Source organism: Cellulomonas avistercoris, assembly GCF_014836445.1.
GTDB classification, from domain to species: domain Bacteria; phylum Actinomycetota; class Actinomycetes; order Actinomycetales; family Cellulomonadaceae; genus Cellulomonas; species Cellulomonas avistercoris.
Genome location: NZ_JACSQV010000007.1, coordinates 38,567 through 54,045 on the forward strand (window position 1 = coordinate 38,567; position 15,479 = coordinate 54,045).

A 15,479-nucleotide genomic window follows, 5' to 3' on the forward strand; every position below is an offset into this window, starting at 1 on the left:
GCGCGACCGCTGGACGGTCGTGCGTCGCCCCGTACCCGCGTCGCACGCCACACTGTGCCCGTGAACGCACCTCTCGACGTCCCCGCGCAGCTGCCCGGATGGCGGCACGTCTACTCCGGCAAGGTCCGCGAGCTGTACGAGCCCGACGGCTCGGACGCCGGGGTCGCGCTGCGGGACCTGCACGGCGACGTCGTGCTCGTCGTCGCGTCGGACCGCGTGTCCGCGTACGACCACGTGCTGTCGCCCGGGATCCCCGGCAAGGGGGTCGTCCTGACGCAGCTGAGCCTGTGGTGGTTCGAGCAGCTCGCCGACCTCGTGCCGAACCACGTGGTGTCCACCGACGTTCCCGACGCGGTCGCGGGCCGCGCGATGGTCTGCCGGCGCCTGGACATGTTCCCCGTCGAGTGCGTCGCGCGCGGCTACCTCACGGGGTCCGGCCTGGACGAGTACCGCCACGACGGCCACGTCACGGGCATCGCGCTGCCGGACGGCCTCGTCGACGGCTCGCGGCTCCCCGAGCCGATCTTCACGCCCGCGACGAAGGCCGCGCTGGGTGACCACGACGAGAACGTGCGGTTCTCGGTGGTCGTCGACACCGTCGGCCCGGAGCTCGCCGAGCGGCTGCGGGACCTCACGCTCGCCGTCTACGCGCGTGCCGAGGCCGTGGCGCGCGAGCGCGGCGTGATCCTCGCGGACACCAAGCTCGAGTTCGGCACCGACCCGGCGACGGGCGCGGTCACGCTCGGCGACGAGGTGCTCACGCCGGACTCGTCGCGCTTCTGGCCGGCCGACGCGTGGGAGCCGGGCCACGCGCAGCCGAGCTTCGACAAGCAGTACGTGCGGGACTGGCTGACGTCGCCCGCGTCGGGCTGGGACCGCGCGTCCGACACGCCCCCGCCCGCGCTGCCGGCGGACGTCGTCGAACGCACCCGCGACCGCTACCTCGACGCGTTCCACCGGCTCACGGGACGCACGCTCGACGTGTGACCCCGCGGCACGTCGCGGGGTCGCACGTGCGGCGTCACGTGCCGAGGTCGACCTCCGCGAGCGCCGCCAGCTCGCGCCACGCGCGCGACTGCGGCGCCGTCACGGCCAGCACGTCCGCGGCCGTGAGCGGGCCGAGGTCGAGGGCCGTGAGGTCGGCGACGTCGGCGACCGGCACCTGGAACGTGCGGAACGGCCCGAGCGGCGGGGGCTGGTCGGCCGCGGCGGCGGCGTGCGTGCGCGCCGCGAGCTCGGTCGCCGGCAGCAGCGGGCTCTGGTCGAGGACGAACGCCGCCGCGGCGAGGCGTCGCCCGCCGTCGAGCGCCCACGCGGCCACCTTCCAGAACCGCAGCGGCAGGCGGACGCCCCGGTAGACCGGGTCGTCACCCGCGAGCACCGGCCCGGTGAGGACCGACAGCCGCAGCCGCTGCGCACGGGCGTGCTCCAGCACGTGGTCCTCGAGCCCCAGCCACAGCTCGCGGCCCTGGTTGAACTCCGACGCCTGGGGCGCCGCGTTGGGGTAGGCGAACGTCTCGCGCGAGGCCTGCGCGGCGACGCCAGGATCGCCCCACACCGGGTCGCGCCGGCGCACGAGGTGGCCGCGGTCCAGGTCGTTGCGCGCGTACAGCTCCGGTCCCGTCTGCTCGCAGGCCGGGACGCGCGGGTCGAGGTGCCAGTCGTCGTCGCGCGGCACGTCCTGCAGCGTCACGCCGTCGACGTTGACCGCCGTCGCGGCGGCGAGGCGGCGGGCCGGGTCCAGCAGTACCGTGAAGTGCGTGGCGGGCAGCTCGCGCACCGGCTGCGCGGCGACCGGCAGGGGGACCAGCGGTCCCAGGAACGTCGGGTCGTACCCCATGTGCCACCCCTGCCCACGAGCGGACGTGCCGGACGCCGCCACGCTACCGACATCGGCCGGCCCGCGGCGGACGACGGCGTAGTCTCCCAGCGCCTCGTCCGTCCCTCGTCCCACGTCTCGGAGGTCCCGTGGACGCCGTCCGTCCGCTCGTCCTGCACCGCGCCCGGCTGCTCGGCCGGGACGCCCCGGTCGACGTCGTGCTGCGCGACGGGCGCATCAGCGTGATCGGCGCCGCGGCGGACGCCGGCCCCGGGGTGGACGTGGTCGACCTCGACGGCCGCCTCGTCCTGCCGGGGCTGTGGGACCAGCACACGCACCTCACGCAGTGGGCGCTCGCGCGCGGCCGCCTCGACGTGTCGGGGGCCGCGTCCGCGGCGCACGCGGTCGCGCTCGTGGCCGAGCGGCTGCGGACCGACCCGCCCGCGGCGGGGCGACCGCTCGTGGGGCTCGGGTTCCGCGACGGCACGTGGCCCGACGCGCCGTCGGCGGCCCTGCTCGACGCGGTCGCGAGCGACGTGCCCGTCGTGCTCGTCTCGGGCGACCTGCACTGCGCGTGGGTGTCGACCGCGGGCCTGCGGATGTTCGGGGTGGCGCAGCACCCCACGGGCGTGCTGCGCGAGTCCGAGTGGATGCCGCTCATGGGCGCGCTCGACCACGTCCCGGACGCGACGCAGGACGCGCAGGTGGCCGACGCGCTGCGGGCCGCGGCCGCGCGCGGTGTCGTCGGTGTGGTCGACCTGGAGATCGCGGACAACGTGACCGTGTGGCGCCGCCGGGCCGCGACGGGCGACCCGGCCGTGCGCGTGCGCGCGGGCGTGTGGCCCTCCTACCTCGACCGCGTCGTCGCCGAGGAGCTGCAGACCGGTGACCGGCTCGCGGGCCCGCGCGTCACGCAGGGCCCGCTGAAGGTCATCGTCGACGGCTCGCTCAACACGCGCACGGCCTGGTGCCACGACCCGTACCCGGGCGTCGAGGGTGCGCTGGCGCACGGCGTGCTCAACGTGCCGGCCGACGAGCTGGTGCCGCTGCTGCGCCACGCGCACGCGCACGGGCTGCGCTGCGCGGTCCACGCGATCGGCGACGCGGCCAACACCCTGGTGCTCGACGCGTTCGCGGCGAGCGGCGCCCGCGGGTCGGTCGAGCACGCGCAGCTGCTCGACCCCGCGGACGTACCCCGGTTCGCGGCGCTCGGCCTGACGGCGAGCGTGCAGCCCGCGCACCTGCCCGACGACCGTGACGTGGCCGACCGCCACTGGGCGGGGCGTACCGACCGCGCGTTCGCGTTCGCGTCACTGCACGCGGCGGGCGTCCCGCTGGCCCTGGGGTCGGACGCCCCCGTCGCGCCGCTGGACCCGTGGCTCGCGGTCGACGCCGCGGTGCGGCGCACGGGCGACGACCGCCCGGCGTGGCACCCGGAGCAGGCGGTCGACGTCGTGACGGCGCTCGCGTCGTCCGTCGACGGGCAGCCGCTCGGGCTGCGCGTCGGCGGCCCGGCGGACCTCGTGGTGCTCGACGACGACCCCGTGGCGGCGGCCGCGACGCCGGGCGGGGTGCGCGCGACCCGGGTCGCCGCGACGCTCGTCGCGGGCGCCTGGAGCCACACGACCCTGTGACGTGTCCACGTTCGAGGGGTCGTCGGCCTCGTGGTCGCGGGGCGCCGTAGGATCGGCAGCGAAACCCCCTCGCGCGAACCTGGGAGCACCCGTGGGACGAGTCGTCGTCGACGTCATGCCGAAGCCCGAGATCCTCGACCCGCAGGGCAAGGCCGTCGCGAACGCGCTGCCGCGTCTGGGCTTCGGCCAGTTCACCGCGGTCCGCCAGGGCAAGCGGTTCGAGCTCGAGGTCGACGGACCGGTGACGCCGGAGGTCCTCGACGCCGCCGCGGCGGCGGCCGAGCAGGTGCTGTCGAACCCCGTCATCGAGGACGTCGTGCGCGTCGCCGACATCGAGGCCGACGCCGCCGCCACCGTCACGTCGCAGGGCCTGGCCTGATGGGACGTATCGGGGTCGTCACGTTCCCCGGCACGCTGGACGACCGGGACGCCGCCCGCGCGGTGCGCCTGGCGGGTGGCGAGCCGGTCGCGCTGTGGCACGCGGACGCCGACCTCAAGGGCGTCGACGCGGTCGTGCTGCCGGGCGGGTTCTCCTACGGCGACTACCTGCGCGCCGGGGCGATCAGCCGGTTCGCGCCCGTCATGGGTGAGATCGTCGACGCCGCCGGCCGGGGCCTGCCGGTGCTCGGCATCTGCAACGGCTTCCAGGTCCTCACCGAGGCGCACCTGCTGCCCGGGTCGATGATCAAGAACGACCACCTGCACTTCCTGTGCCGCGAGCAGGTGCTGTCGGTCGAGAACGCCGACACCGCGTGGACGCGGGCGTACAGCGCGGGTGAGCGCATCACGATCCCGCTGAAGAACCAGGACGGGCAGTACGTCGCCGACGAGCGCACCCTCGACGAGCTCGAGGGCGAGGGGCGCGTCGTGTTCCGGTACCAGGGCGGCAACCCCAACGGGTCGCGCCGCGACATCGCCGGCATCAGCAACGCCGCCGGCAACGTCGTGGGCCTCATGCCGCACCCGGAGCACGCGGTCGAGGCCGGCTTCGGCCCCGACGGTGCCGCAGGTCCGCGCTCGGGGACCGACGGGCTGCGCTTCTTCACGTCGGTCCTGCAGGCCCTCGTCGGCTGACGGCCGTGACGGTGCCGACGCCGCAGGACGTCCGCGTCGAGCACGTCGCGTGGGACGACGCGGACGCCACCGCCCTGCGGACCGCGCAGCAGGCCGAGCTGCGCGCGCGCTACGGCGACGACGACATCGGCCACGCGATGACCGGCGACGCGATCGTCGCGATGGTGCTCGTGCGCGCGGACGGTGCGCCGGTCGCGTGCGGGGCGCTGCGCGACGCGTCCGACGACCTCGGGCCCGGCACGGGTGAGCTCAAGCGCATGTACGTGCGCCCGCCGCTGCGCGGCCGCGGCATGTCGCGCACGGTCCTCGCGGCGCTCGAGGACGCCGCCGTCGAGCGCGCGTTCGACCGGCTCGTGCTCGAGACGGGCGTCCTGCAGCCCGAGGCGATCGGCCTCTACCTGGGCGCCGGCTACCGGGCGGTCGAGAACTACGGCGAGTACGCAGGGGTCCTGGAGTCGCGGTGCTTCGCGAAGGACCTGCGGCCCGCCGCGGTGCCGTCGCGGGCCGAGACCCGGGCGGATGCACCCGGGGAGGTGACGGTCGAGCGTGTCGCCTGGGACCACCCGGACGCCTCCGCGCTGCGCCGCGCCATGGTCGACGAGCTCGCGCCGCTGTACCCCGAGCACGCCCTGACCGGGCCCGGCGCGTTCGAGCTGCTCGACGCCGAGCACGGTGCGAGCGCCGTGACGACGTTCGTGGTCCGGCACGACGGGCTCCCCGTCGCCTGCGCGACGCACCGGCGCGCACCCGGCTGGGGCTCCGACGCGGCCGAGCTCAAGCGGCTCTACGTCGCACCGGGCGCGCGTGGCCGCGGCCTCGCACGGCGCCTCGTCGCCCTGGTCGAGGAGGACGCCCGCACGCACGGTGCCGCGCGCGTGGTCCTCGACACCGGCATCCGGCAGCCCGAGGCGATCACGCTGTACCGGGCGCTCGGGTACCGGCCGGTCGCACCGCCCGCCGGCGCGTGGCAGGAGCTGCCCGTGTCGCTGTGGTTCGCGCGCGCGGTCTGACGGCCGACGTGCGGGCCCGCGTGCCACGGGCCAAGGTGCGGGGGTGACGATCCGCATCGGCACGTCCGGGTGGTCGTACGACCACTGGGACGGCGTCCTCTACCGCCCCGGCCTGCCGGCCCGTGACCGGCTCGCGCGGTACGTCGAGGCGTTCGACACCGTCGAGCTCAACGCGAGCTTCTACCGCTGGCCGCGCGAGGCCGCGTTCGCGTCGTGGCGCGAGCGGCTGCCCGAGGGCTTCACGATGTCGGTCAAGGCACCGCGCGGGCTGACGCACGCACGGCGGCTGTACGGGCCCGAGGTGTGGTCGGAGCGGATCGCGCGGTCCTGGCACGAGCTGCGGGGACGCCGGGAGGCGCTGCTCGTGCAGCTGCGCCCCGACGCCGAGCGCGACGACGCCCGGCTCGACTGGTTCCTCGGCACGCTCCCGGACTGGGTGCAGGTCGCGGTCGAGCTGCGGCACCCGTCGTGGCAGGACGACGCCGTCCTCGACCTGCTCGCGCGCCACGGCGCCGCCTGGTGCGTGGTGTCGGGAGCGGGGATCCCGTGCGTCCTGCGCGCGACGTCGCGCCTCGTCTACGTGCGCCTGCACGGCCCCGACCACCAGCACCTGTATGCCGGCTCGTACTCCGACGACGACCTGCGCTGGTGGGCCGACCGCATCGGCGAGTGGTCGGCCGCGGGGCACGACGTGGTCGCCTACTTCAACAACGACGGCGGCGGCAACGCCGTGCGCAACGCCTGGACGCTGCGCTCGCTGCTCGGCGCGTGAGGCTCACAGCGCCGCCACCACGTTGACGAGCAGCGCGACCAGGAAGGTGCCGAAGAGGTACGACAGCAGCGCGTGCACCAGGACGAGCCGCCGGGCGTCGGAGTCGACGAGGTCCGGGTCGGAGGTGGCGAAGCTCATCGCCACCGTGAGCGCCAGGTAGGCGAAGTCGGAGTACCGGGGCGGGGCGTCCTGGTGGAAGTCCACGCCGCCCGTGGGCCCGTCGTACCAGTCGAGCGCGTACCGGACCGTGAACAGCGTGTGCAGCACCACCCACGACGCGAGCACGGCGGCCATCGCGGCGGTGACCCCGATCTCGCGGGCGCGTCCCTCGGCGCCCGAGAGCACCACGACGATGCCGACCAGGCTCATGACGCACGCCGCCAGCAGGAGCGCGTACGCGGCCGCGCGCGTCGGCTCCTCGCGCGTGGCGTGGGTCCGCGTCTGCTCGGCGTCGAGCGGCCACAGGAAGGTCCAGCTCCAGACCGAGAAGCACGTCGCGGCGGTCGCCCACCCGACGAGCAGCGCAGTCACGGCGGTCGCGTCCGGCAGGGCGCGCTCCGTGGCGACGCCCGCGAGGGCGCCGACGACGAGGGACACCGCCAGCCGCGTCGCCGGCGTGACGTCCCCCGGGGCGATGTCGTCGTCGTCCACGGCCCCATCCAACAGCCCCGCGCCGCACCCGGCACCCGGCCGTGGGACGGACGAGGGGGTGACGCGCGACGCGGCCGCCCGCTAGGGTGTGCGCATGTTCTCGGTCCGGGTGTGTTGTCGCTGAGCTGACGACCCCGCGCGCCTGCGGCTCCGCCCGGCTGCGCACCCGCACCACCCCCGAGGACGATCCCCGTGGCTCAGCACCTCCTCGCGCCGCTCCGCGCGACCCCCGCCGCCCGCACCGCCGCCCGTGCGGCCGCCCGCCCGGCCGCACCGACCGTCGAGGTCGCCGCGTCCTCGCGTCGTGACGACGCGACCGAGTTCCTGCTCGACGCCGACGCGCTCGACCCGACGACGCTCGCGCTCGCGGCCGCCCGGGCCGACGTCGTGCGCATCGTCCACTCCGCGGCGCTGCCGACCGCGGCGGCCGTGCGCGCGCTCGTCGAGGTGCTCGAGGACGAGGTCCGCGCCGTCGGGCGCGACCGGGCCGACGTGCGGTTCGTCCTGGAGGTCGAGGCGGTCGTCGCGCACGACGACGCCGACGCTGCCCGCCGCCGGGCCGCCGTCGCGTACGCCGAGGCGTTCGCCGCCCTCACGTGGTCGCCGTCCACGACGTGGCTCATCGCCCCGGCCGGTCGCCTGACCGCGGACGCGACCGCGCTGGCCGCCCGGACCGGCGTCGACACGGTCGCGCTCGCGCTGGTGGGCCGGTCGCGCGGGTACGCGGCGACCCTCGCTGCCGTCGCCGGCTGACGCGAGGCCGCCGCCACGGAGCTCCGGCCGGCCGTCCCCCGGATGCGGCGGCGCGGCACCCTTCCTAGCGTGGCAGCACCGGACGGGCGCCCGCCGCGACCGGTGGACGGAGGGTGACATGACCGCGACACCGCACGAGCAGACCCCGACGCACGGCCACGCCCCGGCGGCCGACGACGGCCCGACGCACGAGGAGGCGCTGGCCAAGGTCCGCGAGCTGCTCGGTGACCACCACCTGGCGATGCTCACGACGCTCGACGCGTCCGGCGCCCTGGTGAGCCGGCCGATGGGCGTGCAGGACGTCGAGTTCGACGGCGACCTGTGGTTCTTCACGACGCTCGACTCCCACAAGGTGGCCGAGATCCGGGCCGGCTCGCCCGCGAACGCCGCGTTCGCGGGGTCGTCGTCGTGGGTGTCGGTGTCCGGGACGGCGGAGGTCGTGCAGGACCAGGCCAAGATCGAGGAGCTGTGGAACCCGGTCGCCGCGGCGTGGTACCCCGACGGCCCGACGACCCCGCAGCTGTGCCTCGTGCGGCTGCGTGCGCAGAGCGTCGAGTACTGGGACAGCCCCGGCGGTCGGCTCGCGACCGTCGTCAGCCTGGTGAAGGCCAAGGTCACCGGGCAGGCGTACGACGGCGGGGAGAACGCGACCGTCGAGCTGTGACGACGACGCCCCCGCACCGGACCGGTGCGGGGGCGTCCGTGGGACAGGGTCAGACCAGGCGCTTCGGCGGCGAGGCCTTGGCAGTCTCGGCCGGGTCCGCCACGACGACGTCACCGAGGACCTCGTCGATGCGCGCGAGCACCTCGGCGGGGAGCTCGACGCCCGCGGCCTTGGCGTTGTCGTGCACCTGCTCGGGACGCGACGCGCCGATGATCGCCGCGGACACGTTGTCGTTGGCCAGCACCCACGCGATCGCGAGCTGCGCCATCGTCAGGCCGAGCTCGTCGGCGACCGGGCGCAGGCCCTGGACCCGCTCGAGGACGTCGTCGCGCAGGAACGACTTGATCATGTTCGCCCCGCCCTTCTCGTCCGTCGCGCGCGAGCCCGCGGGCAGCGGGGCGCCCGGCTCGTACTTGCCGGTCAGGACCCCCTGCGCGATGGGGGACCAGACGATCTGGGAGACCCCGAGCTCGCGCGAGGTCGGGACGACCTCGGGCTCGATGACGCGCCACAGCATCGAGTACTGCGGCTGGTTCGAGACGAGCTGCACGCCCAGGTCCTTCGCGAGCGCGTGGCCCGCGCGGATCTGGTCGGCGGTCCACTCGCTGACGCCGATGTACAGGGCCTTGCCCTGGCGCACGACGTCGGCGAACGCCTGCATCGTCTCCTCGAGCGGCGTCTCGTGGTCGTACCGGTGCGCCTGGTACAGGTCGACGTAGTCCGTGCGCAGGCGCCGCAGCGAGCCGTCGATCGACTCGCGGACGTGCTTGCGCGACAGCCCGGTGTCGTTGGGGCCCTTCGGCCCGGTGGGCCAGTAGACCTTCGTGAGGATCTCGAGCGACTCGCGCCGCTCGCCCACGAGCGCGTCGCCCAGGACGGACTCGGCGACGGTGTTGGCGTACACGTCGGCCGTGTCGAACGTCGTGATGCCGACGTCGAGCGCGGCGCGCACGCACGCGGTGGCCGTGTCGTTCTCGACCTGGGACCCGTGGGTCAACCAGTTGCCGTAGGTGAGCTCGGAGATCTTGAGGCCGGAGTTGCCGAGGAAGCGAAAGTGCATGCAGGCACCTTCTCACCCGTTCGGGCGGCCGGACGCCGACCCCGTCCCGTCCGTCCGGTACGCACGGTTCGTCCCTCTGGTGGACAGGGGTGCCCGTTGCACAGGTCGCTGCGCTACCGTCCCCGCCATGCGATCCCGACGACGTCTCGCTGCGGTCCCCCTCCTGCTGCTCGCGCTCGCCGCGTGCTCCGACGGCACCACCACGCCCGACGGCGCGGACGCCCCGGAGGAGAACATGTCCCTCCCGCCCGTCACGGGCGAGGGCAAGGGTGCGACCGAGCTGCCCCCCGTGGCGGACCAGACCGCCGCGCTCGAGGCCTCCGGCGGCGCCGTCCAGGCGCTGGCGGCCGAGATCACCGGCGGCGGGACCGAGACCGCGCAGGTCGCGCAGACCACGGCCGGTCCGCACCTGCTGCGCGTCGCGTGCACGTCGACCGACGGTGCGCCGGTCACGGTCACGGTCGCGGCCGCGGGCAACGACCTCACGTCGTACCAGGCGCCGTGCATCCCGATGATCGAGGGCGGCTCGACCATGGCCGACAGCGACCCGTTCGAGGTGCCGGGCGGCGCCGTCGACGTGAACGTGGTCGCGGCGTCCGACTCCACCGTCGCCGTCGGCCTGGTCCCGGCCGGCTGACGCGCGCCCGCCGCGACGCGCGTCGGCCCCCGGGCCGCGTCAGCGCGCGAGCGTGGCCAGCGCCTGCGCGAGGTCGTCGCGCAGGTCCTCGACGTCCTCGAGCCCGACCGACAGCCGGACCGTCGACTCGCCGATGCCGACGGTCGCCCGGCCCGCGGGGCCGAGCCTGCGGTGCGTCGTCGTCGCCGGGTGCGTGACGATCGACTTGGCGTCGCCGAGGTTGTTGGAGATGTCGACGACCCGCAGCGCGTCGAGGACGCCGAACGTGGCGGTCTTCGCTGCCTCGGGCGTCGCGTCGTCCGCGACGGCGAGGTCGAACGTGACGACCGTGCCGCCGCCGGTCTGCTGCGCACGCGCCAGGTCGTGCTGCGGGTGCGACTCGAGGAACGGGTAGCGGACCCGCGCGACCTGCGGCTGCTCCTCGAGCCACCGTGCCAGCGTCAGGGCGGACGCCGCCTGGTGGCGCACCCGCACGCTCAGCGTCTCCAGGCCCTTGAGCAGCACCCACGCGTTGAACGGCGACAGCGAGGGTCCGGTGTTGCGCAGCAGCGTCTGGACGGGCCCGCGCACGTACGGCGACGAGCCGAGGATCGCGCCGCCGAGCACCCGGCCCTGCCCGTCGATGTGCTTGGTCGCCGAGTACACGACCACGTCGGCGCCGTGGTCGAGCGGGCGGGAGAACACGGGGGTGGCGAAGACGTTGTCGACCACGACGGTCGCGCCGGCGGCGTGCGCGAGACGGCTCACGTGCGCGATGTCGACCAGGTCCTGCATGGGGTTGGACGGCGTCTCGAAGAACACGACGTCGGCGGGCGTCGCGAGCGCCTGCTCCCACTGCTCGGGCACGTGCCCGTCGACGTAGTCGGTGCGCACGCCCCACTTGGCGAGGATCTCGTCGAAGATCACGACCGACGAGCCGAACAGCGCCCGGGCCGCGACGATCCGCGACCCGGAGCGGACGAGCGCGGCGAGCGACGTGAACACCGCGGACATCCCGGTCGCGGTCGCGTAGCAGGCCTCGGCGCCCTCGAGCAGGCGCAGGCGCTCCTCGAAGCTCGTGACGGTCGGGTTGCCGTAACGCGAGTACAGGAAGCGGTCGACGTCGCCGGCGAAGCCCGCCTCCGCCTGCGCGCCCGTGGCGTAGGTGTAGCCCTGGGTGAGGAAGACCGCCTCCGACATCTCGCCGAACTCGCTGCGCACGAGCCCGCCGCGCACCGCCAGCGTGTCGGGCCGCAGGGTGGCGCGGTCGAGGCGGTGGTCGTCCCAGTCGCCGGGGCCGGGCGGGGGCGTGCTCACGGCTGGACCCACGGCAGGCCCTCGGCGCGCCAGCCGGTGTGCCCGCGGTGGCCGTCGGGGCCCGTGGCGCCCTCGAACCCGTCGAGCACGTTGTACGCCGGGCCGTAGCCCGCGGCCGTCGCCGCCTGCGCCGCGCCGATGGAGCGCTGGCCCGACCGGCACAGGAACACGACGGGGCGTCCGTCGCCCGGGGTGACGCCCGTGGCCGCGACCTGGTCGACGAACCGCGGGTTCGGCTGCCCCGACGGGTAGGAGACCCACTCGACGAGCGCGGCCTGACGTCCCAGACGGCGCAGGTCGGGCACGCCGACGTAGCGCCACTCGGCGTCGGTGCGCACGTCGACGAGCACGGCGTCGTCCCGCTCGGCCAGCAGGTCCCAGGCCTCGGTCGGCGTGATGTCCCCGGCGTAACCGGGTGCGGGGCGTGGCTGCACGCTCATGGTCCTCCCATCGTCTCTGGCGGTAGCACCCTCGGCCACGGTCTCCCGTGCGGGTTGCTGCGGCGTCGTCGAGCCAGATCTCTCGGCCGCTCTGGATGGTCGGGCGAGATGCTACGCCACGCCCGTCACGGCCCGGCGGGGCGTCTCATCCCGGGTGCCGCCGTGCGGGGCGTCGCGCACGCGTGCCAGGGTGGTGCGCGATGGATGCCCCCGAGGACCCCGTGCTGCGACCCGTGACGGCGCAGGACGTGCCCGCGCTGACGCGCCTGCTGCACGCCGCGTACGCCGACCTGGCGGCCGACGGCCTCAACTTCACCGGCGCGTCCCAGGACGAGGCCACGACCGCCCGCCGGAGCCTGCGGGTGGGGGCGTCGTGGGTGCTGGTCGACCGGGCCGGGGAGCTCGTGGGCACGGTGACGGCGTCGAGCCCGCCCGGCCGCGGGATCAGGTCGCTCACCAGCCTCGCGCTCGAGCCCGACCGCGTGTGGCTCAACCAGCTGGCCGTGCACCCGGACGCGCGCGGGCGCGGGCTGGCGACGCGGCTCTGGGCGACCGTGCGCGCGTGGTCCGTCGAGCGCGGCATGCGGTCGGTGGGGCTCGACACCGCGGTGCCCGCGACGGGGCTGCGCGCCATGTACCGCCGGTGGGGCTTCGTCGACGCCGACACCGTGCAGTGGCCGGGCAAGACGTACCGCAGCGTCGTCATGGTCCGCGACCTGGCCCCACCCCGACGCCCGTGAACGACAGCATCCGAGACGCGCCGTCTCGGATGCTGGGAGGAACGCCGTGTCGGCGTTGACACGCGCCCGTCGGGACGCCGATCCTCGACCCAGGTCATGAGCGCCAGCGTCAAGCCCCGGCTCGCTGGCCGGCAACCCTCCTCCGCGGTGGGGTGCCCCGGGTGACGACCAGGCCGCGCACCGTTCGGTGCCGGCAAGCGCGGGACCTCCTGGGGGTCCCCGGACCGTTCCGGAGGAGCACCATGACGTCCATCACCGAGCTGTTCGCGTGTGCCGACGAGGTCACGGGCACCGCGACCTCGGCCCCGGCCGCACCCCGCGGCGAGGCGCCCCTGCTGCCCGTCGTCGGTGCGTCCACCACCGTGCCGCTCGTCGACGGCACCAGCCGCACCTACGCCAACCTCGACTGCGCCGCGAGCGCGCCCGCGCTCGAGGCCGTCACCGCACGCATCAGCGAGGTGCTGCCGCTCTACGCGTCCGTGCACCGCGGCGCCGGGTACCTGTCGCAGGTCTCGACGGCGCTGTACGAGACGTCGCGCGAGGCGGTCGCGCGGTTCGTCGGTGCCCGCCCGGACGACGTCGCCGTCATCACGCGCAACACGACCGACTCGCTCAACCTCCTCGCGGGCGTCGTGCCCGCCGGCGGGGCCGTGCTCGTCCTGGACGTCGAGCACCACGCCAACCTGCTGCCGTGGGTGCAGCGCAGCGGCGGCGCGCACGCGGGGACCGGGCGCGTCGCCACGATCCTGCCGCTCGAGCCGACCGTCGCCGCGACGCTCGACGCCCTGCGCGCCGAGCTCGCGCGGCGCCCGTACGCGCTGCTGACGCTCACCGGGGCGTCCAACGTGACGGGCGAGGCGCTGCCCCTGGACCGCGTGGTCGAGATCGCCCACGCCGCCGGTGCACGCGTGGCCGTCGACGGCGCGCAGCTGGTGCCGCACCGCGGGTTCTCGCTCGCGGCGAGCGGCGTGGACTACGTCGCGTTCTCGGGCCACAAGACGTACGCCCCGTTCGGCGCGGGTGCGCTGGTGGGCCGCCGGGACTGGCTCGACACGGGCACGCCGTACCTCGCAGGGGGAGGTGCGGTGCGCGACGTGCGGGCCGACCGGACGGTCTGGCAGCCGGCACCGGCGCGGCACGAGGCGGGCTCACCGAACGTGCTGGGTGCCATCGCCCTCGCGCAGGCGTGCGACACGCTCGCGGCCCTGCCGGCCGGTGCGCTCGAGGCCCACGAGCAGGCGCTGCGCACGCGGCTGGTCGCCGGGCTCGAGGCCCTCGACGGGGTCCGCGTCGCGCGGATCTGGCCGGACTCGGTCGACCCGGTCGGGGTCGTGACGTTCGTCGTGGGCGACCTCAACCCGGGCCTCGTCGCGGCGTACCTGTCCGCCGAGCACGGCATCGGCGTGCGCGACGGGCGGTTCTGCGCGCACCCGCTGCTCGCGCACCTCGGGGCGTCGAACGGCGCCGTGCGGGCGTCCGTCGGGGTCGGCACGACGGCCGAGCACGTCGACCGGCTCCTGCTCGCGCTCGCGGACCTGCTGCGGCGCGGCGCGCAGGCCGAGTACGAGGTCGTCGACGGCTGCTGGTCGGTCGTGGACGACACGCGCCCGCTCATCGAGGTCGCGGGCCTGGACCACCTGGCGGCCACCGCCGCCGCCGCCTGCGGCCCGGCCCTCGACGACTGACCCCCACCCCCCGCCCCCTTTCCGCCGAGCGCGGCACTCACCCGTCGAGCGCGGGTGCAACGAGTACCGCGGTCGAGCGGCGAGTACCGCGCTCGGCGGGGGTGGTGGCGGTGGAATGTGGGGGCGTCGGTGGCGGGCCGTGCGGGAGCATGGGCCCGTGCTGCACGAACTCACCCTCGAGGGTCATGGTGTCCGGCTGGTCCCGCTCGCGGTCGAGCACGCGGAGGCGCTGGCGCGGTTCGTCGACGACCGGGTGTGGGCCGGCATGACGTCGGCCACACCGCGCGGTGTCGCCGCGCTGCGCGACGTCGTCGGGACCGCGCTGTCGACGCCCGGCCGCTACGCCTTCGCCGTGCTCGCCGACGGCGAGGTCGTGGGGTCGACGTCCTTCTACGACGTCGACCTGACGATGGGGCGCCTCGAGATCGGGCACACCTACTACGACCCCCGCGTGTGGGGCACGCACGTGAACCCCGCGTGCAAGCTGCTGCTCATGTCCCACGCGTACGGGACGTGGGACGTCGCGCGCGTCGCCTACCGCGTGGAGGCGCGCAACGCACGGTCGATCGCGGCCGTCACCAAGCTCGGCGCACGCCCCGAGGGCCGGCTGCGCGGGCACCGCGTCGCGGCGGACGGCACGCGTCAGGACTCGCTGTACTTCTCGGTCCTCGCCGACGAGTGGCCCGACGTGCGGGCCCGGCTCGAGGCGCGGCTCGCGGGGGACCGGGCGGACGGCGCGCGCACGTCGGTGCTGCTGATCGGCGGGCGGTCCGGCGCCGGCAAGTCGACCGTGGCGTCGGCCGTCCACGACCTGCTCGTCGCGCGGGACCTGCCGCACGCGGTCGTCGAGGGCGACGCGCTCGACCTCGCGCACCCGGCGCCCTGGGAGCACGGCGTCGCCGCGGCGAACCTCGCGGACGTGTGGCGCCGGTACCGGTCGCTGGGCCACCGGCGGCTGGTCTACACCAACACGGTGTCGGTCCTGCAGGCCGACCTCCTCGCGGCCGCCGTGGGGGACCGGCCGCACGTGACGTCCGTACTGCTCACGGCGTCGGACGGTGTCGCGCGCGAGCGTCTGCGACGGCGCGAGCAGGGCGAGTCGTACGACGCGCACGTGACGCGCTCGGACGCCGCGGCGGGCCGCCTCGAGGCCGCGGCGGGTGACGACGTGCACCGGATGGCCACCGACGGCCGCACCCCGGCGGAGATCGCCACGGAGGTCGTCGCGCTCGCGGGGTGGTGAC

Annotated in this window: 17 protein-coding genes and 2 riboswitches; of the genes, 12 read left to right on the forward strand and 5 right to left on the reverse strand. The window is 75.5% G+C overall.

Annotation, left to right across the window (positions count from 1 at the left end; genetic code table 11):
• Positions 1–60: 60 nt before the first annotated feature.
• Positions 61–987 (forward strand): phosphoribosylaminoimidazolesuccinocarboxamide synthase, encoded by a 927-nt coding sequence (locus tag H9657_RS09400; RefSeq protein WP_191782708.1) that lies wholly within the window; start codon positions 61–63, stop codon positions 985–987.
• A 34-nt stretch (positions 988–1,021) separates the two neighbouring features.
• Here H9657_RS09400 and H9657_RS09405 read toward each other — a convergent pair whose 3' ends face one another.
• On the reverse strand, positions 1,022–1,840 hold the full coding sequence (locus H9657_RS09405; RefSeq protein ID WP_191782710.1) for a DNA/RNA non-specific endonuclease: 819 nt from the start codon (positions 1,838–1,840) through the stop codon (positions 1,022–1,024).
• A gap of 128 nt (positions 1,841–1,968) precedes the next feature.
• Here H9657_RS09405 and H9657_RS09410 point away from each other — a divergent pair, with 128 nt between their 5' ends.
• From H9657_RS09410 to H9657_RS09430, 5 genes are all read left to right on the forward strand, one after another.
• A complete protein-coding gene (locus H9657_RS09410) occupies positions 1,969–3,453 on the forward strand; it encodes an amidohydrolase (RefSeq protein ID WP_191782712.1) in 1,485 nt (494 codons plus the stop codon).
• A gap of 91 nt (positions 3,454–3,544) precedes the next feature.
• Positions 3,545–3,832, forward strand: coding sequence for a phosphoribosylformylglycinamidine synthase subunit PurS (gene purS / locus H9657_RS09415; RefSeq protein ID WP_191782714.1), 288 nt, complete (start codon positions 3,545–3,547; stop codon positions 3,830–3,832).
• Entirely contained in the window at positions 3,832–4,527 is a 696-nt protein-coding gene (purQ, locus tag H9657_RS09420) for a phosphoribosylformylglycinamidine synthase subunit PurQ (RefSeq protein WP_191782716.1), read from the forward strand. The genes purS and purQ overlap by 1 nt, the downstream gene beginning before the upstream one ends.
• Before the next feature lie 5 nt (positions 4,528–4,532).
• The gene (locus tag H9657_RS09425; RefSeq protein WP_318241399.1) at positions 4,533–5,537 is read left to right on the forward strand and encodes a GNAT family N-acetyltransferase; all 1,005 of its coding nucleotides are present in this window, start codon (positions 4,533–4,535) and stop codon (positions 5,535–5,537) included.
• Between the two features lie 43 nt (positions 5,538–5,580).
• Positions 5,581–6,309, forward strand: coding sequence for a DUF72 domain-containing protein (locus H9657_RS09430; protein ID WP_191782718.1), 729 nt, complete (start codon positions 5,581–5,583; stop codon positions 6,307–6,309).
• Positions 6,310–6,312: 3 nt separating this feature from the next.
• On the opposite strand, the gene H9657_RS09435 is transcribed toward H9657_RS09430, so the two are convergent.
• Complete coding sequence (locus H9657_RS09435) at positions 6,313–6,960, reverse strand: DUF1345 domain-containing protein (protein ID WP_318241400.1); 648 nt, start codon at positions 6,958–6,960, stop codon at positions 6,313–6,315.
• Between the two features lie 192 nt (positions 6,961–7,152).
• Here H9657_RS09435 and H9657_RS09440 point away from each other — a divergent pair, with 192 nt between their 5' ends.
• Together H9657_RS09440 and H9657_RS09445 are read left to right on the forward strand one after the other, a co-directional pair.
• Positions 7,153–7,713 (forward strand): hypothetical protein, encoded by a 561-nt coding sequence (locus H9657_RS09440; RefSeq protein WP_191782720.1) that lies wholly within the window; start codon positions 7,153–7,155, stop codon positions 7,711–7,713.
• 118 nt (positions 7,714–7,831) lie between these two features.
• The gene (locus H9657_RS09445) at positions 7,832–8,377 is read left to right on the forward strand and encodes a pyridoxamine 5'-phosphate oxidase family protein (RefSeq protein WP_191782722.1); all 546 of its coding nucleotides are present in this window, start codon (positions 7,832–7,834) and stop codon (positions 8,375–8,377) included.
• Between the two features lie 49 nt (positions 8,378–8,426).
• Here the strand turns inward: H9657_RS09445 and H9657_RS09450 are convergent, their stop codons facing one another.
• Complete coding sequence (locus H9657_RS09450) at positions 8,427–9,437, reverse strand: aldo/keto reductase family protein (protein ID WP_191782724.1); 1,011 nt, start codon at positions 9,435–9,437, stop codon at positions 8,427–8,429.
• A gap of 127 nt (positions 9,438–9,564) precedes the next feature.
• Here H9657_RS09450 and H9657_RS09455 point away from each other — a divergent pair, with 127 nt between their 5' ends.
• A complete protein-coding gene (locus H9657_RS09455) occupies positions 9,565–10,074 on the forward strand; it encodes a hypothetical protein (RefSeq protein WP_191782726.1) in 510 nt (169 codons plus the stop codon).
• 39 nt (positions 10,075–10,113) lie between these two features.
• Here H9657_RS09455 and H9657_RS09460 read toward each other — a convergent pair whose 3' ends face one another.
• A complete protein-coding gene (locus tag H9657_RS09460; protein ID WP_191782728.1) occupies positions 10,114–11,370 on the reverse strand; it encodes an O-succinylhomoserine sulfhydrylase in 1,257 nt (418 codons plus the stop codon).
• On the reverse strand, positions 11,367–11,810 hold the full coding sequence (locus tag H9657_RS09465; RefSeq protein ID WP_191782730.1) for a rhodanese-like domain-containing protein: 444 nt from the start codon (positions 11,808–11,810) through the stop codon (positions 11,367–11,369). The genes H9657_RS09460 and H9657_RS09465 overlap by 4 nt, the downstream gene beginning before the upstream one ends.
• Before the next feature lie 4 nt (positions 11,811–11,814).
• A riboswitch (SAM riboswitch) is annotated at positions 11,815–11,912 on the reverse strand.
• A gap of 98 nt (positions 11,913–12,010) precedes the next feature.
• On the opposite strand from H9657_RS09465, the gene H9657_RS09470 reads away from it, so the two are divergent.
• The 3 genes from H9657_RS09470 (at position 12,011) to H9657_RS19645 (ending at position 15,478) form a co-directional block, all read left to right on the forward strand.
• Positions 12,011–12,550, forward strand: coding sequence for a GNAT family N-acetyltransferase (locus H9657_RS09470; RefSeq protein WP_191782732.1), 540 nt, complete (start codon positions 12,011–12,013; stop codon positions 12,548–12,550).
• Between the two features lie 92 nt (positions 12,551–12,642).
• Positions 12,643–12,756: riboswitch (SAM riboswitch) on the forward strand.
• 36 nt (positions 12,757–12,792) lie between these two features.
• Positions 12,793–14,235 (forward strand): aminotransferase class V-fold PLP-dependent enzyme, encoded by a 1,443-nt coding sequence (locus H9657_RS09475; RefSeq protein ID WP_191782734.1) that lies wholly within the window; start codon positions 12,793–12,795, stop codon positions 14,233–14,235.
• 157 nt (positions 14,236–14,392) lie between these two features.
• A complete protein-coding gene (locus tag H9657_RS19645; protein ID WP_318241402.1) occupies positions 14,393–15,478 on the forward strand; it encodes a GNAT family N-acetyltransferase in 1,086 nt (361 codons plus the stop codon).
• The last annotated feature ends 1 nt before the right edge of the window (position 15,479 follow it).